The sequence below is a fragment of the Mucilaginibacter celer genome (assembly GCF_003576455.2).
GTDB classification, from domain to species: domain Bacteria; phylum Bacteroidota; class Bacteroidia; order Sphingobacteriales; family Sphingobacteriaceae; genus Mucilaginibacter; species Mucilaginibacter celer.
In genome coordinates this window covers 6417182-6432062 of the sequence record NZ_CP032869.1, presented here as the reverse complement: position 1 = coordinate 6432062, position 14881 = coordinate 6417182, and the positions used below count along the sequence as shown (strand labels likewise).

The window sequence follows — 14881 nt, the reverse complement described above, 5'->3', positions numbered from 1 at the left end:
GAATTTAAATGCAAATTATGTTACTAAACCGCAAGCATCATTAAAATCTTTGCGCCTTAGCGCCTTAGCGTGCCTAAAAATATACAGCAGGCCTAATCACAACAAAAGGAAACAAGCTACCTCATCCCCTTTTCAATCCAAAAAAATCTTTATTTATCCTTTCTTCTTATCAGCAAAACCAAATACCTTTTGCAATAAAGGTGTAGTGCGTGCGCCAAGGTTTTGACGGATGTTCAGTTCCTCTTTAGCTATCTCCACAAACAACCCTTCAATAGCTTTTTGGGTTACATAATCGCTGATATCGGGATTAATTTTTGATACAAAAGGAACTTTATTGTAAGCCTGGGCAGCATCGGTGTAGTATTTGGTGGCGTTAACCTTGTTTAAGCTGCCTTGTATTACAGGTTTAAACTGTAAGCTAAGTTTAGCCGTTGTAGTACGTTTAAAATATTGTGTTGCCGCATCCTGGCTTCCCAATAAAATATTGGTAACATCCTGTAAGGTCATTTGCTTAATGGCATCAACAAAGATAGGTTTGGCCTGTTTGGCTGCATCTTCGGCAGCACGGTTAAGCGATAGGATCACATTATCGCAAAGGCTATTCAAACCCAAACTGCGTAAAGTTTTCTCGGCTTTTTGTGCTTCGGGCGGGAAAAGGATTTTAATGGCTGCGTTGCCAAAAAAACCGTTAAGTGCCGAAAGATGGTCGGAACTTTTGCCGGTGCCTATTTCAAGCGCCTGCTTTAAGCCGTTGCCAATTTCGAGCGAGGTTGGTGTGCCCTGGTTTTGAACGGTTGCGTTGGCTACCTGGTTAAGGGTATCACAGCTGCTTAAAGTAATAAAGGCAATTAATGCCGGTATGATAAGTAGTTTTGTTTTCATAGTAAGTAAATGTAACAAAAATACCTGCCTTCGGTTAGGCAAAAAAGTGTAACAAAGCAAATACCGAACCGGCAATCAGTGCCGAAATAGGTATGGTGATGATCCAGGCCCAAACCAGGTTAATGGTTACGCCCCAACGCACGGCCGATACCCTTTTTGTTAAACCCACACCTATAATTGAACCTGTAATGGTATGCGTAGTTGAAACCGGAATCCCGAAACGCTCGGTAATAAACAGGGTAATAGCACCCGCGGTTTCGGCGCTCACACCTTCAAGCGGAGTTACCTTGGTAATTTTGGAGCCCATTGTTTTCACAATCTTCCAACCGCCCGACATGGTGCCGGCAGCAATAGCCGAGTAGCAGGCCAAAGGGATCCACTCGGGCATTGTATCGCCTGCTTTAATTATTTTTGATGCGATAAGGCTTACATATAAAATACCCATTACCTTTTGTGCATCGTTACCACCGTGAGCAAAGCTTAATGCTGCTGATGATACCAGCTGCAGGCGTTTAAACCAACGCTCGGCAACAGCAGGACGTGCATTTTTACACAGGTGTAATATTACAATGGTAACTATGTAAGCTATCAGCAAACCAATAAATGGCGCTAAAACTATGTAGGCTATAATTTTAAGTACATAATTCATCTCTACGGCTTTGGCAACATTAACACCCAAAAAAAGTGCGTTAGTCATGCCCGCTCCGGCAAAACCGCCTATCAATGTATGCGATGAACTTGAAGGAATGCCAAACCACCATGTGATCAGGTTCCAGGTAATGGCGGCAACCAATCCGGCTAAAATTACCGGCAGCGTAACAAATTGTTCTATAACAATTTTTGATACCGTGTTGGCCACCTTGTGGTCTTTTATAAAAAAGTAAGCAGCAAAGTTAAAAACCGCGGCCATTAATACGGCCTGGAAAGGTGTTAATACTTTGGTGGATACGATGGTGGCAATAGAGTTTGCCGCATCATGAAAACCGTTGGTATAATCAAACAGCAGGGCAAGTACAACAATAACTACAAGTAGGGAAGTAACCATTTAGTTGGAGATAAGGTAATACTTAAGCGTTTTTAACTAAAATTGATTCCATAACATTGGCTGCATCTTCGCACATATCGGTGGCGGTTTCTAAAGCGGCCAAAATTTCTTTGTATTTGATGAGGCGGATAGCGTCTTTTTCATACAGGAACAAATCTGCTACGGCACGGTCAAACACATAATCTGCCTGGTTTTCAACGCTGTTTATCCTGATGCATGAATCGGCTATGTTACGCACGTTACGCAGGTCTTTCAGTTCTCTTACCGCTTTTTCCAAATCGATGCTGGCCTGTAAAATCAGGTCAGACAGTTTGCGGATGTGCTCGTTCAAATCATCAATACGGTACAGGCTCATACGGTTGGCAGCGCCTTGTATGTAATCGGCAACATCATCAATAGCAGTGGCCAGTGCGTGGATATCTTCGCGATCAAAAGGGGTGATAAAGTTCTTGCCCAGCTCCAGGTAAATCTGGTGGGTGTACTCATCGCCTTTATTTTCCAGTTTATCAATCTGTTTATAAAGCTCTTCGCGGGTGGCTTCGTTGTTGGAGTTTACAGCTTCAACCAATACTGTGGCCATGGCTACAACGTTGGCTGTGGCCTGTTCAAACAATGGGAAAAAGATTTTTTTATCTTTTGGTACAAAATATTGGAATATGCTGTTTAATGACATAATGATTTGAAATTGTGTAAAGGTACGGTTAGTATATTAAATTAATGTTAACTTTTTAACACAGGTAAATTTGGGAATGGTATAGTTTGCTTGGCCCGCTGCAAAGTGAAGCCAAATGTTGAACCCAAACCTTCGGTACTGCGCACATTGATGGTTTGCTGATGTGCCTCAATAATGTGCTTAACAATAGCCAGGCCCAGTCCCGAGCCGCCAATTTGCCTTGAGCGGCTGCTATCGGTACGAAAAAAGCGTTCGAACAGGCGCGGCAAAAATTTTTCTTCAATGCCTATGCCGTCATCGGTAACTTCAATCAACACCTGATCATGCAGTTGAAAAAGGCTTACCGAGGTACTGCCTTCCTCCTTACCATATTTAAACGAATTATCGATCAGGTTCACCAGCACCTGGCGGATCTTCTCCCTGTCGGCATTAACCACAATGGGTTCATCATATTTCTGCTTAAAAATCAGCTTAATATGGTATTGCTTGCCTTTAATCTCCAGCGATTCAAATACCTCTTTTATTAAATCGTTGATCTTGAATTTGGTGTAATTGATCGGCATTTCGCCCGATTCCAGTTTCGAAATCTCGTCCAGATCTTTGATCAGGTAACTCAGCCTGTCAACATTTTTTGATGCTTTTTCCAAAAACTGGCGGGCCATTTCCTTATCTTCAAAATCATCATCCTGCAGGGCCTCTATATAACCCTGGATGGCGAAAAGCGGCGTTTTAAACTCGTGCGAGATATTGGATAAAAAGTCGCGGCGAAATTTTTCCTGTTTGCGCAGTTCGTCAATTTCGCTCTTTTTTTCTTTGGCCCATTCTTTAACTTCCTGTTCTACATCGGCAATGGGGTTGGCCGATACGTGCTCGCCCAAAGCATCGCGCAAATCACGGCCCAGCTTCAGGTTATGGATCAGTTTATAGATAAGCTTGATGCGTGAATAGATGTATTTTTCGATAAGGTAATAGAAAACGAAGTAGCTTACGCCTAAGGCAACGCTGAAAGTCACCATTACATCGTACCACTTATGCTGAAAATAAAAGTTAACCGCCGAGAGCGTAATAGCCACGCCCAGCGAGGTTGTTAAAACCAGTACACGCAAATTCATAGCGTAAAGCTACGATTTATAGATGATTAACTCCCACCTGAAGGGCCAGCGCCATGTTAATTTAAAGTTATTAATTTGTGCCTTTTTTAATAGAGCTAATAATTCGTGCTTTTTAAAGCCGCGCCGCACCGAAAGCGGGCCATCATTTTGTGCCATTTTATTACCTGTAATTCTTGTAATCAATACCACGGCGTAATACAAAACAGGGTGCCGGTGTAAATCGGTTATAATGATTCCTTTTTGCGCCGAGGTCATCATGTTCTGTAATAATACTATCCATCGCTCGTCGTCAAAATGATGGCTGAACAGGCTGCAGATAATCACATCTGTTGTGTTAAGCAAATGAGTATCTTCAATAACATCGGCATTTATATAACTGATATTATTAAATCCTTTTGATTGTTGGCGGGCGTAACGTACTGCGGCAGTTGCAGCATCTATGCCTTTTAGTTTGAGATATATTTTTCGGTTAATGGCCCATTTGGCTATCGCAATGAGGGCATCGCCACCACCACAACCCCAATCGGTTACGGAAAATCCATTTTGCACCGGAAAATGCCTTAGCGTTTTGATGATACTTTTGTGGCCGCCAAACAAGGCGTTCATTTTTCCTAAACCTTCTAAAACGGGATCAATTTCTGTTGATGGGAGACCAAAATCATCCATCATCTCGAGGGTGTCTGTGCGGTAACTTAAATCGGGCATATATAATACAATACGCCTGAACTATGCAAATGGTTGGCCGTGAGTTTTACTTATCAGGTATTGCGCTACCGATGGCAGGCGTTTCAGCGTGTTTAACGCCAAGGCAGTCATGTTATCATTACCAAACAAACGCTGCAATTGCCGGCCTACCCAAAGGCGTTGGGCAAACTGTTTATTCCAGGTATAGGTATAATCCTGCTCAAGTGCCAGTCGCTTATCGGCATTAAAACTACCGGGTTTGTAGTGAGTGATGATTTTTTCTGAAAGAATTTTTGCCGAGTGAATCGCCATAGTCATACCGTTACCGCAAAGCGGGGCAATCATCCCTGCAGTATCCCCGCTCATGAGGATGTGGTTATCAACAGGTGCTTTTTTTTCGAACGAGATTTCGTTGATCACCTCCGGCTTATCCAGCAAAAATTCTGCATTTCTGAAAATCTCATCGAGATAAGGGTTTTTACGGATCACGTTCTCTTCCAAAGCCTGTAGGGTACCGTATTTACGCAGGTCATCCCGGTGGGCCATATAGCACATACAGTACCTGTCACCATCCGTTTTACTTACACCACAGTAACCGTCTTTGTAATTATTAAGTTGAATGAGATCAGTAGGGAAATCCATCCGTAAATGAAATTTCACGGCCAGATAAGGGCTTCGTTTATAAAAAAACGGCCGTTTTAATTTTTGATCGAGATTGGAGCGTTTACCAAATGAGCCGATGACCAATGGGGCGGTGAATGCGCTTCCGGGAGTTAAAACTTCAAAATGATTATCAACAAAACTAATATCCTCCGCACGGGTATTTACCAAAATGTTTACACCTTCGGCAAGCGCTTTCTGATAAAGGAAATTATCAAACGAAAAGCGGCTCAAGCCAAAACCGCCCAGATCCAGTTTTTGCGATAGTTTAATGCCCGATGCAGCTGTAACCTCCAGGCGGTTGATGCGGGCAACATTCAATTCATCGAGGTTGATATCTAATGATGATAAAAAAGGGATCACCTCGTTCGAGATATATTCGCCGCAAACGCGGTGCATGGGGTAGCTTTTGCGTTCGACAACGGTAACCTTTAGCCCGGCCCGGTTAAGCAGGATAGCATTAAAAAGCCCTGCCAATCCTCCGCCAACTATAATTACATCCGTCATATACAGGCTTAATGCATTTCGAGGATCATCCCTTCAACGGTTAAACCCGGACCGAAGGCGAAACTCAGGATCTTTTGATCGATTAGGTTACCGGCCTTCAGCATCTTATCCAATACAAATAAAATAGTAGCCGACGACATATTGCCGTATTCCCGCAGAACCTCGTAAGCGAAACTGTTACTTTCTTCGGGCAGTTCAAGCGCTTCTTCAACGGCTTCTAAAATAGTCCGCCCTCCCGGATGTACCGCATAAGCTGAAATATCTCCTATTTGGGTTTTGGCTTTTTGCAAAAACCTATCGGTAAGCGCAGTAATATGTTTTTTTATTTGCTTTGATACTTTAGAGGTTAGCTTCATCTCGAAACCTGTGTTACCAACATACCAGCCCATTTCATCGCGGGCCTCTGTAACAAATTCCGAGTAGAAATTTTTAAGAGAGAAGCAGGCTCCTCTACCCAAACGGTTGGCAGTATTTTCAACCAGCACGGCTGCCGCCCCGTCCGAAAACAAGGAGTTGGCCACCCAATTATCCAGCGTGTTAGCTTTTTGAAAATGCAGGGTGCAAAGCTCAACGCTTACCACCAGCACTTTGGCATTGGCATCGGCCCGGCAAATGTAATCGGCAACTTTCAAGCCATTAATAGCGCCGTAGCAACCCATAAAATTGATGCAGGTGCGCTCGGTATTGCGGTTAAGCCCAAGGCGATCCACCAGTTCAATATCAATGCCGGGGGCATGCATACCAGTGCAGCTTACCGTTACCAGGTGAGTTATTTTAGTGTTGATGTCTTCCTGAAAACCGGCAAAGCAGTTTCGCGCAGCATTTACAGCTATTGATATAGCTTCCTTTTCGTAAAGTTTAAGCCGCTTTTGGGTGTCAGGGAAAGGCTCAAGGTCATCAGTTTGTTTAAAAAAGGTGTACTTTGATGGATCGCTGAATGCAAAATCAGGGATAACAGAATAACGGTACTCAATGCCCGAATTATCGTAAATACTTTTTAACCTTGCGGCATTAGTTTCGTCCAGGCCAAATGCGTTCGCCATAAAATGGTAAATATCCTGCTGGGCAATACGGTTTTGGGGATTAGCTATCCCGATAGCACTAATGCAACTCTCCATTAAAAATTATATAAACCTGTTTTATTTGCTGATCTCGACTGATACCGAAACATTAGCCTCGTTAGATAAGATCAGGTTTTTACCGCCGATACCAAAATCCGTACGTAAAATCATGAAATCGCCTTTTAGCTGAGCGGTATTACCAACTTCGGTGTAGGTAAAAGGAATCTCAATCAACTTTGTTTTATCTCTAATAGTTACGTTGAAACTGCCCGTATAGTTGCTCCCGCTTTTACGTTTAAATGAAACAGATTTCAGGGTAATTTTCGGGTATTTCGCTACATCAAAATAATCCTCGCTTTTTAAGTGATTATCACGGCCTTCGCTATCGGTATTTACGGTGTTTGACGCAACCGAGGCTTCAATACTGCTGCCGGACAGATCATTGGGTTTAAATTTTATTTCGGCCTGTAAACCGGTAAAAGTTCCGTTTACGTTAAAACCAAGGTTTTTTATTTTAAAGCTTACATCCGATTTGGTTACCGTTTGGGCAAAAGCTGTTATTGTTAAAGTGCTTAAAAATACGAGGGTAAAAAGTTTTTTAATCATGTTGTTTAAACGTTGTTTCAAACATAATAATTTATGCAAGTCAAAATTTTATATTGGTAACAATTTATAATTAAATCGACACCCGGGCAACCGGCGATTGTTTTTAGCTGTAAATTAACTTAGTACCCGTAAAAACAAAGCATGTTGTTGAAACAAATTATCCCAACCAGATCAACCCTGGCGCATTTGCGCTTTGTGTTTTCGGTATTTTTATTGCCGGTGTACCTGTTTGCTTTTAGCCAGGCTGATACTGTGAAGCCCGCCACCGCCTGGCTGGTGTTTTTTATATGGCATGCATTAGCCTTCCCGGCCAGCAACGGCTATAACAGTTATTTTGATAAAGATGAGGATAGTATAGCGCTGTTGGCCAAGCCTCCCGAGGTGGATATCAGTTCGTACTATTTTTCTATTTTTTTAGAGGTGCTGGCTTTTTTACTTGGTTTTTTGGTAAGCTGGCAGTTTGCCTTCGCGGTGCTGATCTATGGTATTATGTCCAAACTATATAGTCACCCGGCAACCCGCTTAAAGAAATATCCTTTTATCAGCTTCCTTACCGTGTTTATTTTCCAGGGATGTTTTATTTACTATACCACTTATGCGGCCTTAAGCGGGATGAATCTGTTTAGCCATTGGGATATCGGCTTTGTTATTCCTGGCGCCATCAGTTCATGCCTCATTGGCGCATCGTATCCTTTAACACAGGTTTACCAGCATGAGGAAGATAGCCGCCGTGGGGACAAAACGCTGAGCATAGTGTTGGGTTATAAAGGTTCATTTATATTTTCGGGGGCATTGTTTGCCTGCGGTATAGCGCTATCTTATTGGTACTGGCATTTGGCGGGAATGCTGCTTAACTTTTATTTCTTTTTGGTATGCGCCGCGCCGATATTCATTTTCTTTAATTACTGGTTTTACAAGGTGGGCAAATCAACCGATAACGCCAATTTTAAAAATGCTATGCGTATGAATTTTATTAGTTCGGGATGTATGCTGATTTACTTTGGGGTATTGGCGGTGTTTAGTTAATTTTGATCATACAAGCCAGACTTACGAAGTTTTTTAAACTTCGTAAGTCTAAAAAGCAATAATGCCCACCACCACGTCATTGCAAGGAACGAAGCAATCGCACGGAAGCAGGAGGCTATGCAAGTCCACCCTGTACTGTTCGCGATTGCTTCGTTCCTCGCAATGACGGGTAGAAACATTTTTTACTGCTTCGCAGCCCAGGCATCCATCTTAGCTTCAAAAACAGCCATTGGCATAGCACCATCTTTCAGCACCTGGTCATGAAACTCTGCTATATTAAACTTGTTGCCCAATTGCTTCTCGTATTTAGTGCGCAGTTCGCGAATTTTAAGCGCACCTATTTTATAGCTTAAAGCCTGGCCCGGAATGGCCATGTAACGCTCAATTTCGGCTGTAGCACCTTGCTCGCTGATGGCTTCATTATCCATCATATATTTAATAGCCTGCTCGCGGGTCATGCCTTTGGTGTGAATGGCTACATCAACAACCAGGCGGATAGCGCGGTGAATTTCATCACCCAAAGCGCCCATATGCTGGTACGGATCGGTGTATAAACCCAACTCTTTTCCTAACGATTCGCAATATAAAGCCCAGCCCTCAACATAAGCCGTTTCGCCGCCATCAAACCTGCGGAATTTTGGTAACGAAGTATTTTCCTGTGTTAACGAGATTTGGTAATGATGGCCGGGGATAGCCTCATGCAAAAACAAGGATTCCATACCTGATGTGGTGTTAAACTTGGTAGCATCCAATATCGGCACATAAAAAATACCCGGCCTGCTGCCATCTGCCGAACCCTGGTTATACTCCGCACTCGCCGATGCCGCACGGAAAGCCTCAGTCTGCCTGATCTCGAATGGGGTTTTAGGCACATGGTTAAACATTTTTTTCAGGTTAGGCTCCATGCGGTGGTGGATATTTTCGAAGGCCGCCAAAACCTGTTGCGGCGTTTTATATGGCGTAAATTTAGGGTCGGTTTTCATGTATTCGAAAAACGCCTGCAGGTTGCCTTTAAAGCCTACGCTGGTTTTGATGCTGTCCATCAGGCCCCGGATGCGGGCTACTTCTTTTAAGCCGAGTTGATAAATTTCTTCAGGGGTTTTATCGGTAGTGGTTTGCTGTTTAACCAGGTAAGCATATTTAGCAGCACCGTCCGGCAGCGATGAAAAACCAGATGTGATACGTGCACGCGGCAGATATTGATTTTTCAGGTAGTCGGCCAATTTTTGGTAGGTTGGATTAACAATCGTAGCGATAGCTTTTTTATAAGCTTCGGTTAACTGTTTTTTGTCTGCGTCCGAAAAATCTTTAGGGAAATTATTCACCGGGCCATAAAACAGGCTTTTTTCCACATCTTTCGATACCAGATCCTGCATTTCGGGGATCATTTTAACTACCAGTGCTTTAGGCAAAACTACGCCTGCTTTAATACCCTTATCAAAATTGGCGATAGCGGTATCAGCCCAAAACTGGAAAGCAAACAAACGTTTCAGCCAATCACTATAATCCACAACCGTTTTAAAAGGTTGCGAGCCTGAACCTGAACCCATTTGCCCCATCGTAATGGGCAGGGCATAAAACTGGTTCATCGGCATATACTCAAAATGATGCTTAAAATTATCGAGGGATAATTGTGCTTCGTAAGTGAAAATATCATAGGATAGCTGATCGTCGGTATTGAGTTCGTTTCGTTCAAAGTTTTTCACTTTGGAGAGGTATACCGAATAATAATCGTGCGCTTTTTTCAAAAACTCGGCCGAGCCGTCGTTAGGCAATAAATCATTATAGCGCCTGTCGCCGATGCTGGTTGCACTTAGCGGGTAAAGTTTCAGACCATCCTGAAAATAATTTTCAAAAACCTTGGCGAGCTCTTTATTGGCCGGGATATCAGTTTTATTATCTGATGATTTGGGTTGATTGCAGGCCAGGAAACTGCCGGCAATGCCGAGTATAAGTAGTAGTTTTTTCATTGATGTGGGTTGAAAGGATAAAGCTAAGGAAAGGCAGGTAGAATTAATAATGATATCTGCACTGGAGGATAAATACAGAATCACCCTCAACTCTATAAATCAATCTATGCTCGAGATTAATACGGCGCGACCACCATCCCGCTAAATTGTGCTTTAAAGGCTCAGGCTTGCCGGCTCCTTCATAAGGAGTCCGTTCTATTTCTTTGATAAGAGAATTGATCTTTTTTAAAGTGGCCTTATCCGTACTTTGCCAATAGAGATAATCCTCCCATCCGGGACTTTGAAAAATAATTTTCACTCTTCGATCAGTTTTCTTTCCTGACCCAAACCCTTTTCATATTCTTCGATCCCCTGAAGCAATCTTGCTGCATTTTTCGGACTTTTTAAAAGGTAAAAAGTTTCCTCCATGCTTTCGTAATCAGATTTTGACATCACTACTACGTCCTCCGCATTAGTGCTGGTTACAATAAGTGGTTTATGATCATTCCGCACTTTATCTAAAAACGATTTTAGCTGCTGTCTGAATGTTGTATACGTTGTCGTTTCCATCGGGATACTTTTTTATAAAGATATAAAACCGAAACGGCATGTACAATTTATTGTACATGCCGTTTTTTATTCTAACATGAGCGGTTTATAAACCCATCTCCTTTTTCAAAAACTTCCCGGTAAAGCTTTCCTTCACCTTGCACAAACCTTCAGGAGTTCCGGAGAAAAGAATAGTGCCACCACCAGAGCCACCTTCCGGCCCAAGATCAATTACATGGTCAACTACCTTGATCACATCAAGGTTATGTTCAATCACCAGCACGGTATTTCCTTTATCAACCAACTGGTTAAGCACGCCTAACAACACGTTAATATCCTCAAAATGTAAGCCGGTGGTAGGCTCATCTAAAATATAGAAAGTATTACCGGTATCTTTTTTAGATAGTTCGGTGGCCAGTTTAACACGCTGAGCTTCGCCGCCCGATAGCGTGGTTGAGGCCTGACCCAAGGTGATATAGCCCAAACCTACATCGTTAAGTGTTCTTACTTTACGGTAGATAGATGGGATATGCTCAAAAAACGGCGTAGCATCTTCAATGCTCATATCCAGCACATCGCTGATGGATTTGCCGCGGTAGCGTACTTCCAGCGTTTCGCGGTTGTAACGTTTGCCGCCGCATTCTTCGCAAGGGACTTGTACATCGGGCAAAAAGTTCATTTCTATCACTTTCATACCGCCGCCCTGGCAGGTTTCGCAACGGCCGCCTTTTACGTTAAATGAAAAGCGACCGGGCTTATACCCCCTGATCCTCGACTCCGGCAATGCCACAAACAGGTTCCGGATATCCGAGAACACGCCAGTATAGGTAGCCGGGTTTGAGCGCGGCGTACGACCGATTGGCGTTTGATCTATCTCAATTACCTTATCTATATTTTCCAGCCCTTCAATTTTATCATAAGGCAGCGGATGTTTCTTAGCTCTGAAAAAGTGATGGTTTAGTATCGGATACAATGTTTCGGTGATCAAACTTGATTTACCGCTTCCCGACACTCCTGTTATACCGATCAGTTTACCTAACGGAAACTCGACCGATACTTTTTTAAGGTTATGGCCGGTAGCTTTTTTTAGCTTCAGCGTTTTCCCATTACCCTCACGGCGTTTTTTGGGGATCGCTATTTCGCGCTCGCCATTAATGTATGATGTAGTAAGGGTATGCTTTTCCATCAGCTGGGCGGGAGTGCCTTCGGCAACCACCTGTCCGCCGTGTACGCCGGCTGCCGGGCCCATGTCTATCACATGGTCGGCTTCCAGTATCATATCTTTATCGTGTTCAACTACCAATACGGTATTGCCCAGGTCGCGCAGGTTTTTGAGGGCGGTTATCAGGCGTTCATTGTCGCGTTGGTGCAGGCCGATGCTTGGCTCATCCAAAATGTACATTACGTTCATCAGCTGCGAGCCAATTTGCGTAGCCAGCCTGATGCGTTGTGCCTCACCGCCCGAAAGGGTTTTGGCCGTACGATCGAGCGTTAAATAGCTCAAACCCACATCCAGCAAAAACACAATGCGCGCACGGATCTCTTTTAATATCTCTTTGGCTATCACATTCTGGCGTTCGCTCAATCTCTCTTCCAGACCATCGAACCACTCTTGCAGGTGGTTGATATCCATAGTAGCCAGCTCGAATATGTTTTTGCCATCTACCTTAAAGTGCAGCGATTCTTTTTTCAATCGCGCACCCTCGCAAACCGGGCAGGTACGGAGCACACGGTAATTCTCCATATCATCCATACCTTCGTCGTTGCGGCGTTCCTGCTGCTCTTCCAGCATCCTTATAATGCCCTCAAAAGTGATCTGGTAATTTTGAACGTTCCATTTATTGTATTCAACGGCTACGCTTAACGGGTCAGGCGCGCCATTTAATATCATATCCAGCTGATCGCGGTTCAGCTTCTCTATCGGGGTTGATAACGAGAACTCATACTTTTTGGCCAGCGATTTCAGCACCTGGAAAATCCATGTTTCCCGGTACTCGCCTATCGGGGCCAAACCGCCGTTCATGATGCTGAGTTTGGGGTTCGGGATTACCGAGGCTTCGTCTACCTCAAAAATATATCCCAGGCCATTACACTTTTCGCAGGCACCGTAAGGCGAGTTGAAAGAGAATGTGTTTGGTTGAGGTTCATCATACGAGATACCCGAAACCGGGTCCATCAGGTACTTACTATAATAGGATACGTTATTCTCTTTATCGGCAATACGGATAATTCCTTTAGCTATTTTTAATGCTTGTTGTACCGAGGTATATAAACGCTTGCTATCTTTTTCGCTTACCACCAGGCGGTCAACCACAATATCAATGTCGTGGATCTTGTATCGGTCAACCTGCATTTTGGGTTCAACATCGGCAATGGCACCATCCAGCCATACTTTTAAAAAGCCTTGCTTACGGATAGATTCAAACAGCTCGCGGTAGTGGCCTTTACGTGCCTTTACCACCGGGGCCAGGATATTTACCGGCTGACCATCAAATTTTTCACTGATGGTTTTCAGGATCTGATCTTCGCTCATGCGTTCCATCTTCTCGCCGGTGGTGTACGAGTAGGCATCGCCCGCGCGGGCAAACAGCAAACGCATAAAATCGTAAATCTCGGTAATGGTGCCAACTGTAGATCGCGGATTTTTACTGGTGGTTTTTTGCTCGATAGCGATAACCGGGCTCAGTCCCGAAACTTTATCTACATCAGGGCGCTCCATCCCACCCATAAACTGGCGCGAATAAGCCGAAAATGTTTCCATATAACGGCGCTGCCCCTCGGCGTAAATGGTATCAAACGCTAATGATGATTTACCGCTTCCACTCAAACCGGTAATTACCACCAGTTGGTTGCGCGGAAAGGAAACATCAATATTTTTCAGGTTATGCACCCGGGCACCATAAACTTCAACTTCACTTTGCTCGCCCAGGTCAACAGGAGGTTTTGTACTCATATTTGATTAATGTGGATATACCAACATTGTTTGAAGCTAATTATTATAGTTACCAGAATTTTACAGAACCCTGTTTTCCTAAAATTTTTGGCTTAAGCTATCGGTAATTTGCTACAAATATAAGCAAAAAAGGCCGGTAGTCTACTATAGACAACCGGCCTCAAAATGCTCCGTAATGTAATCTTTTAATTAATTTACAGTGTAATTACCTGTGCTTAATTAAATGCCAGCAACTGTGGCGCGGGGGGCAGGAAAAAATAATTCTGATACCCGTGATCCTTTGGCTGTTCAATAACCGCCTTCATGGCAATCAGCTTGTAAACGTACGAACCGGTTTCGCGGTTCAGCTTCATGCGGAAGTAGTTATCTTCGTTTTGCCTGTTAATGGCGCGCGCTAATTTGATCGAGCCATTGTTATAAGCGGCAGCCGCCAGTGTCCAGCTGTTAAATTCACCGTATAATTCTTTGATATACTTGCAGGCCGCGATGGTTGATTTGCGCAGGTTTAAGCGCTCATCGGTTCCATGGCCAACCCTTAAGCCATAAGTGCGTGCCGTACCGGGCATAAACTGCCAGATACCATTAGCCCCCTTTGGCGATTTACCCGATGTGAAACCGGATTCGACCAGCGGGATGTATTTAAAATCGTCGGGAATACCGTAAAACTTTAAAATTGGCTCAATAATTGGGAACCATTTTTCGGCTTTGCGGTGCAGGACGTTGCTTTGCACGTTTCTAAAATCGTGCTTTCTGAGTGTTTTGAAAAGTTTGTAATTAACTTTTGCATCATTAACTGGTAAAGCTTCATTGGCAAAGTTGTAAGCAACTGCATTTTTGCTTCTTGAAATAAAAATAAACTTCGAGGTTCGGAGGCTTAATGGCAAGGGTTTTGTACCCGTTTCAGTAATTGTTGTACCGAAAATATTAAGCATTGAAATGAGAACCAGCACCAGCATTACGGAGCGCGTAAGTAAGTGTTTTTTGATCATTTCTTTTCTTATCATTAACTATACATTTTGGTAGAATGTGCTGCAAAGGTATGTTTCATAAGGCACATTATCAAATACTTAGCAAAATGCCAAATTTTTTAGCAGCGGTTTTCGGTTCAAAAACCGCCTTTAAAACCGTTTAAACGGCGATTTTGTTTGATGATATTTTTTTGATTTTTTTGATC

Annotated in this window: 14 protein-coding genes; 1 reads left to right on the top strand and 13 read right to left on the bottom strand. The window is 43.4% G+C overall.

Annotated elements, in window-relative coordinates:
• Positions 1-153: 153 nt before the first annotated feature.
• The 8 genes from HYN43_RS26810 to HYN43_RS26775 are packed head-to-tail and all read right to left on the bottom strand — an operon-like array spanning position 154 to position 7230.
• Positions 154-882 (bottom strand): DUF4197 domain-containing protein, encoded by a 729-nt coding sequence (locus tag HYN43_RS26810; RefSeq protein WP_119406934.1) that lies wholly within the window; start codon positions 880-882, stop codon positions 154-156.
• A 34-nt stretch (positions 883-916) separates the two neighbouring features.
• A complete protein-coding gene (locus tag HYN43_RS26805) occupies positions 917-1927 on the bottom strand; it encodes an inorganic phosphate transporter (RefSeq protein ID WP_119406933.1) in 1011 nt (336 codons plus the stop codon).
• 22 nt (positions 1928-1949) lie between these two features.
• Entirely contained in the window at positions 1950-2600 is a 651-nt protein-coding gene (locus HYN43_RS26800) for a DUF47 domain-containing protein (protein WP_119406932.1), read from the bottom strand.
• 47 nt (positions 2601-2647) lie between these two features.
• A complete protein-coding gene (locus HYN43_RS26795; protein ID WP_119406931.1) occupies positions 2648-3712 on the bottom strand; it encodes a sensor histidine kinase in 1065 nt (354 codons plus the stop codon).
• A 9-nt stretch (positions 3713-3721) separates the two neighbouring features.
• Positions 3722-4417 carry a methyltransferase domain-containing protein gene (locus HYN43_RS26790; RefSeq protein WP_119406930.1) on the bottom strand — a complete coding sequence of 232 codons (696 nt, stop codon included), beginning with the start codon at positions 4415-4417 and terminating at the stop codon, positions 3722-3724.
• Positions 4418-4438: 21 nt separating this feature from the next.
• Positions 4439-5563 (bottom strand): NAD(P)/FAD-dependent oxidoreductase, encoded by a 1125-nt coding sequence (locus tag HYN43_RS26785; protein ID WP_119406929.1) that lies wholly within the window; start codon positions 5561-5563, stop codon positions 4439-4441.
• A gap of 8 nt (positions 5564-5571) precedes the next feature.
• Positions 5572-6681 (bottom strand): type III polyketide synthase, encoded by a 1110-nt coding sequence (locus HYN43_RS26780; protein WP_119406928.1) that lies wholly within the window; start codon positions 6679-6681, stop codon positions 5572-5574.
• A 21-nt stretch (positions 6682-6702) separates the two neighbouring features.
• On the bottom strand, positions 6703-7230 hold the full coding sequence (locus HYN43_RS26775) for a YceI family protein (protein WP_162996645.1): 528 nt from the start codon (positions 7228-7230) through the stop codon (positions 6703-6705).
• A 141-nt stretch (positions 7231-7371) separates the two neighbouring features.
• Here HYN43_RS26775 and HYN43_RS26770 point away from each other — a divergent pair, with 141 nt between their 5' ends.
• A complete protein-coding gene (locus tag HYN43_RS26770) occupies positions 7372-8256 on the top strand; it encodes a UbiA family prenyltransferase (RefSeq protein WP_119406926.1) in 885 nt (294 codons plus the stop codon).
• 182 nt (positions 8257-8438) lie between these two features.
• On the opposite strand, the gene HYN43_RS26765 is transcribed toward HYN43_RS26770, so the two are convergent.
• The 5 genes from HYN43_RS26765 to HYN43_RS26745 all read right to left on the bottom strand — a co-directional run bounded on the left by HYN43_RS26765 (position 8439) and on the right by HYN43_RS26745 (position 14711).
• The gene (locus tag HYN43_RS26765) at positions 8439-10226 is read right to left on the bottom strand and encodes a DUF885 domain-containing protein (RefSeq protein WP_119406925.1); all 1788 of its coding nucleotides are present in this window, start codon (positions 10224-10226) and stop codon (positions 8439-8441) included.
• Positions 10227-10269: 43 nt separating this feature from the next.
• Positions 10270-10524 (bottom strand): Txe/YoeB family addiction module toxin, encoded by a 255-nt coding sequence (locus tag HYN43_RS26760; protein WP_119406924.1) that lies wholly within the window; start codon positions 10522-10524, stop codon positions 10270-10272.
• Positions 10521-10775, bottom strand: a complete 255-nt coding sequence (locus tag HYN43_RS26755) for a type II toxin-antitoxin system Phd/YefM family antitoxin (protein WP_119406923.1) — start codon at positions 10773-10775, stop codon at positions 10521-10523. Before HYN43_RS26755 ends, HYN43_RS26760 begins: the two co-directional genes overlap by 4 nt.
• 85 nt (positions 10776-10860) lie before the next feature.
• Positions 10861-13707 (bottom strand): excinuclease ABC subunit UvrA, encoded by a 2847-nt coding sequence (uvrA, locus tag HYN43_RS26750; protein WP_119406922.1) that lies wholly within the window; start codon positions 13705-13707, stop codon positions 10861-10863.
• 215 nt (positions 13708-13922) lie between these two features.
• A complete protein-coding gene (locus HYN43_RS26745; protein ID WP_245447030.1) occupies positions 13923-14711 on the bottom strand; it encodes a lytic transglycosylase domain-containing protein in 789 nt (262 codons plus the stop codon).
• Between the last annotated feature and the right edge of the window lie 170 nt (positions 14712-14881).

Coding starts and splice junctions, on each gene's coding strand:
- HYN43_RS26810 (WP_119406934.1), bottom strand. CDS start 882: ATGAAAACAAAACTACTTATCATACCGGCATTAATTGCCTTTATTACT.
- HYN43_RS26805 (WP_119406933.1), bottom strand. CDS start 1,927: ATGGTTACTTCCCTACTTGTAGTTATTGTTGTACTTGCCCTGCTGTTT.
- HYN43_RS26800 (WP_119406932.1), bottom strand. CDS start 2,600: ATGTCATTAAACAGCATATTCCAATATTTTGTACCAAAAGATAAAAAA.
- HYN43_RS26795 (WP_119406931.1), bottom strand. CDS start 3,712: ATGAATTTGCGTGTACTGGTTTTAACAACCTCGCTGGGCGTGGCTATT.
- HYN43_RS26790 (WP_119406930.1), bottom strand. CDS start 4,417: ATGCCCGATTTAAGTTACCGCACAGACACCCTCGAGATGATGGATGAT.
- HYN43_RS26785 (WP_119406929.1), bottom strand. CDS start 5,563: ATGACGGATGTAATTATAGTTGGCGGAGGATTGGCAGGGCTTTTTAAT.
- HYN43_RS26780 (WP_119406928.1), bottom strand. CDS start 6,681: ATGGAGAGTTGCATTAGTGCTATCGGGATAGCTAATCCCCAAAACCGT.
- HYN43_RS26775 (WP_162996645.1), bottom strand. CDS start 7,230: ATGATTAAAAAACTTTTTACCCTCGTATTTTTAAGCACTTTAACAATA.
- HYN43_RS26770 (WP_119406926.1), top strand. CDS start 7,372: ATGTTGTTGAAACAAATTATCCCAACCAGATCAACCCTGGCGCATTTG.
- HYN43_RS26765 (WP_119406925.1), bottom strand. CDS start 10,226: ATGAAAAAACTACTACTTATACTCGGCATTGCCGGCAGTTTCCTGGCC.
- HYN43_RS26755 (WP_119406923.1), bottom strand. CDS start 10,775: ATGGAAACGACAACGTATACAACATTCAGACAGCAGCTAAAATCGTTT.
- uvrA (WP_119406922.1), bottom strand. CDS start 13,707: ATGAGTACAAAACCTCCTGTTGACCTGGGCGAGCAAAGTGAAGTTGAA.
- HYN43_RS26745 (WP_245447030.1), bottom strand. CDS start 14,711: ATGATAAGAAAAGAAATGATCAAAAAACACTTACTTACGCGCTCCGTA.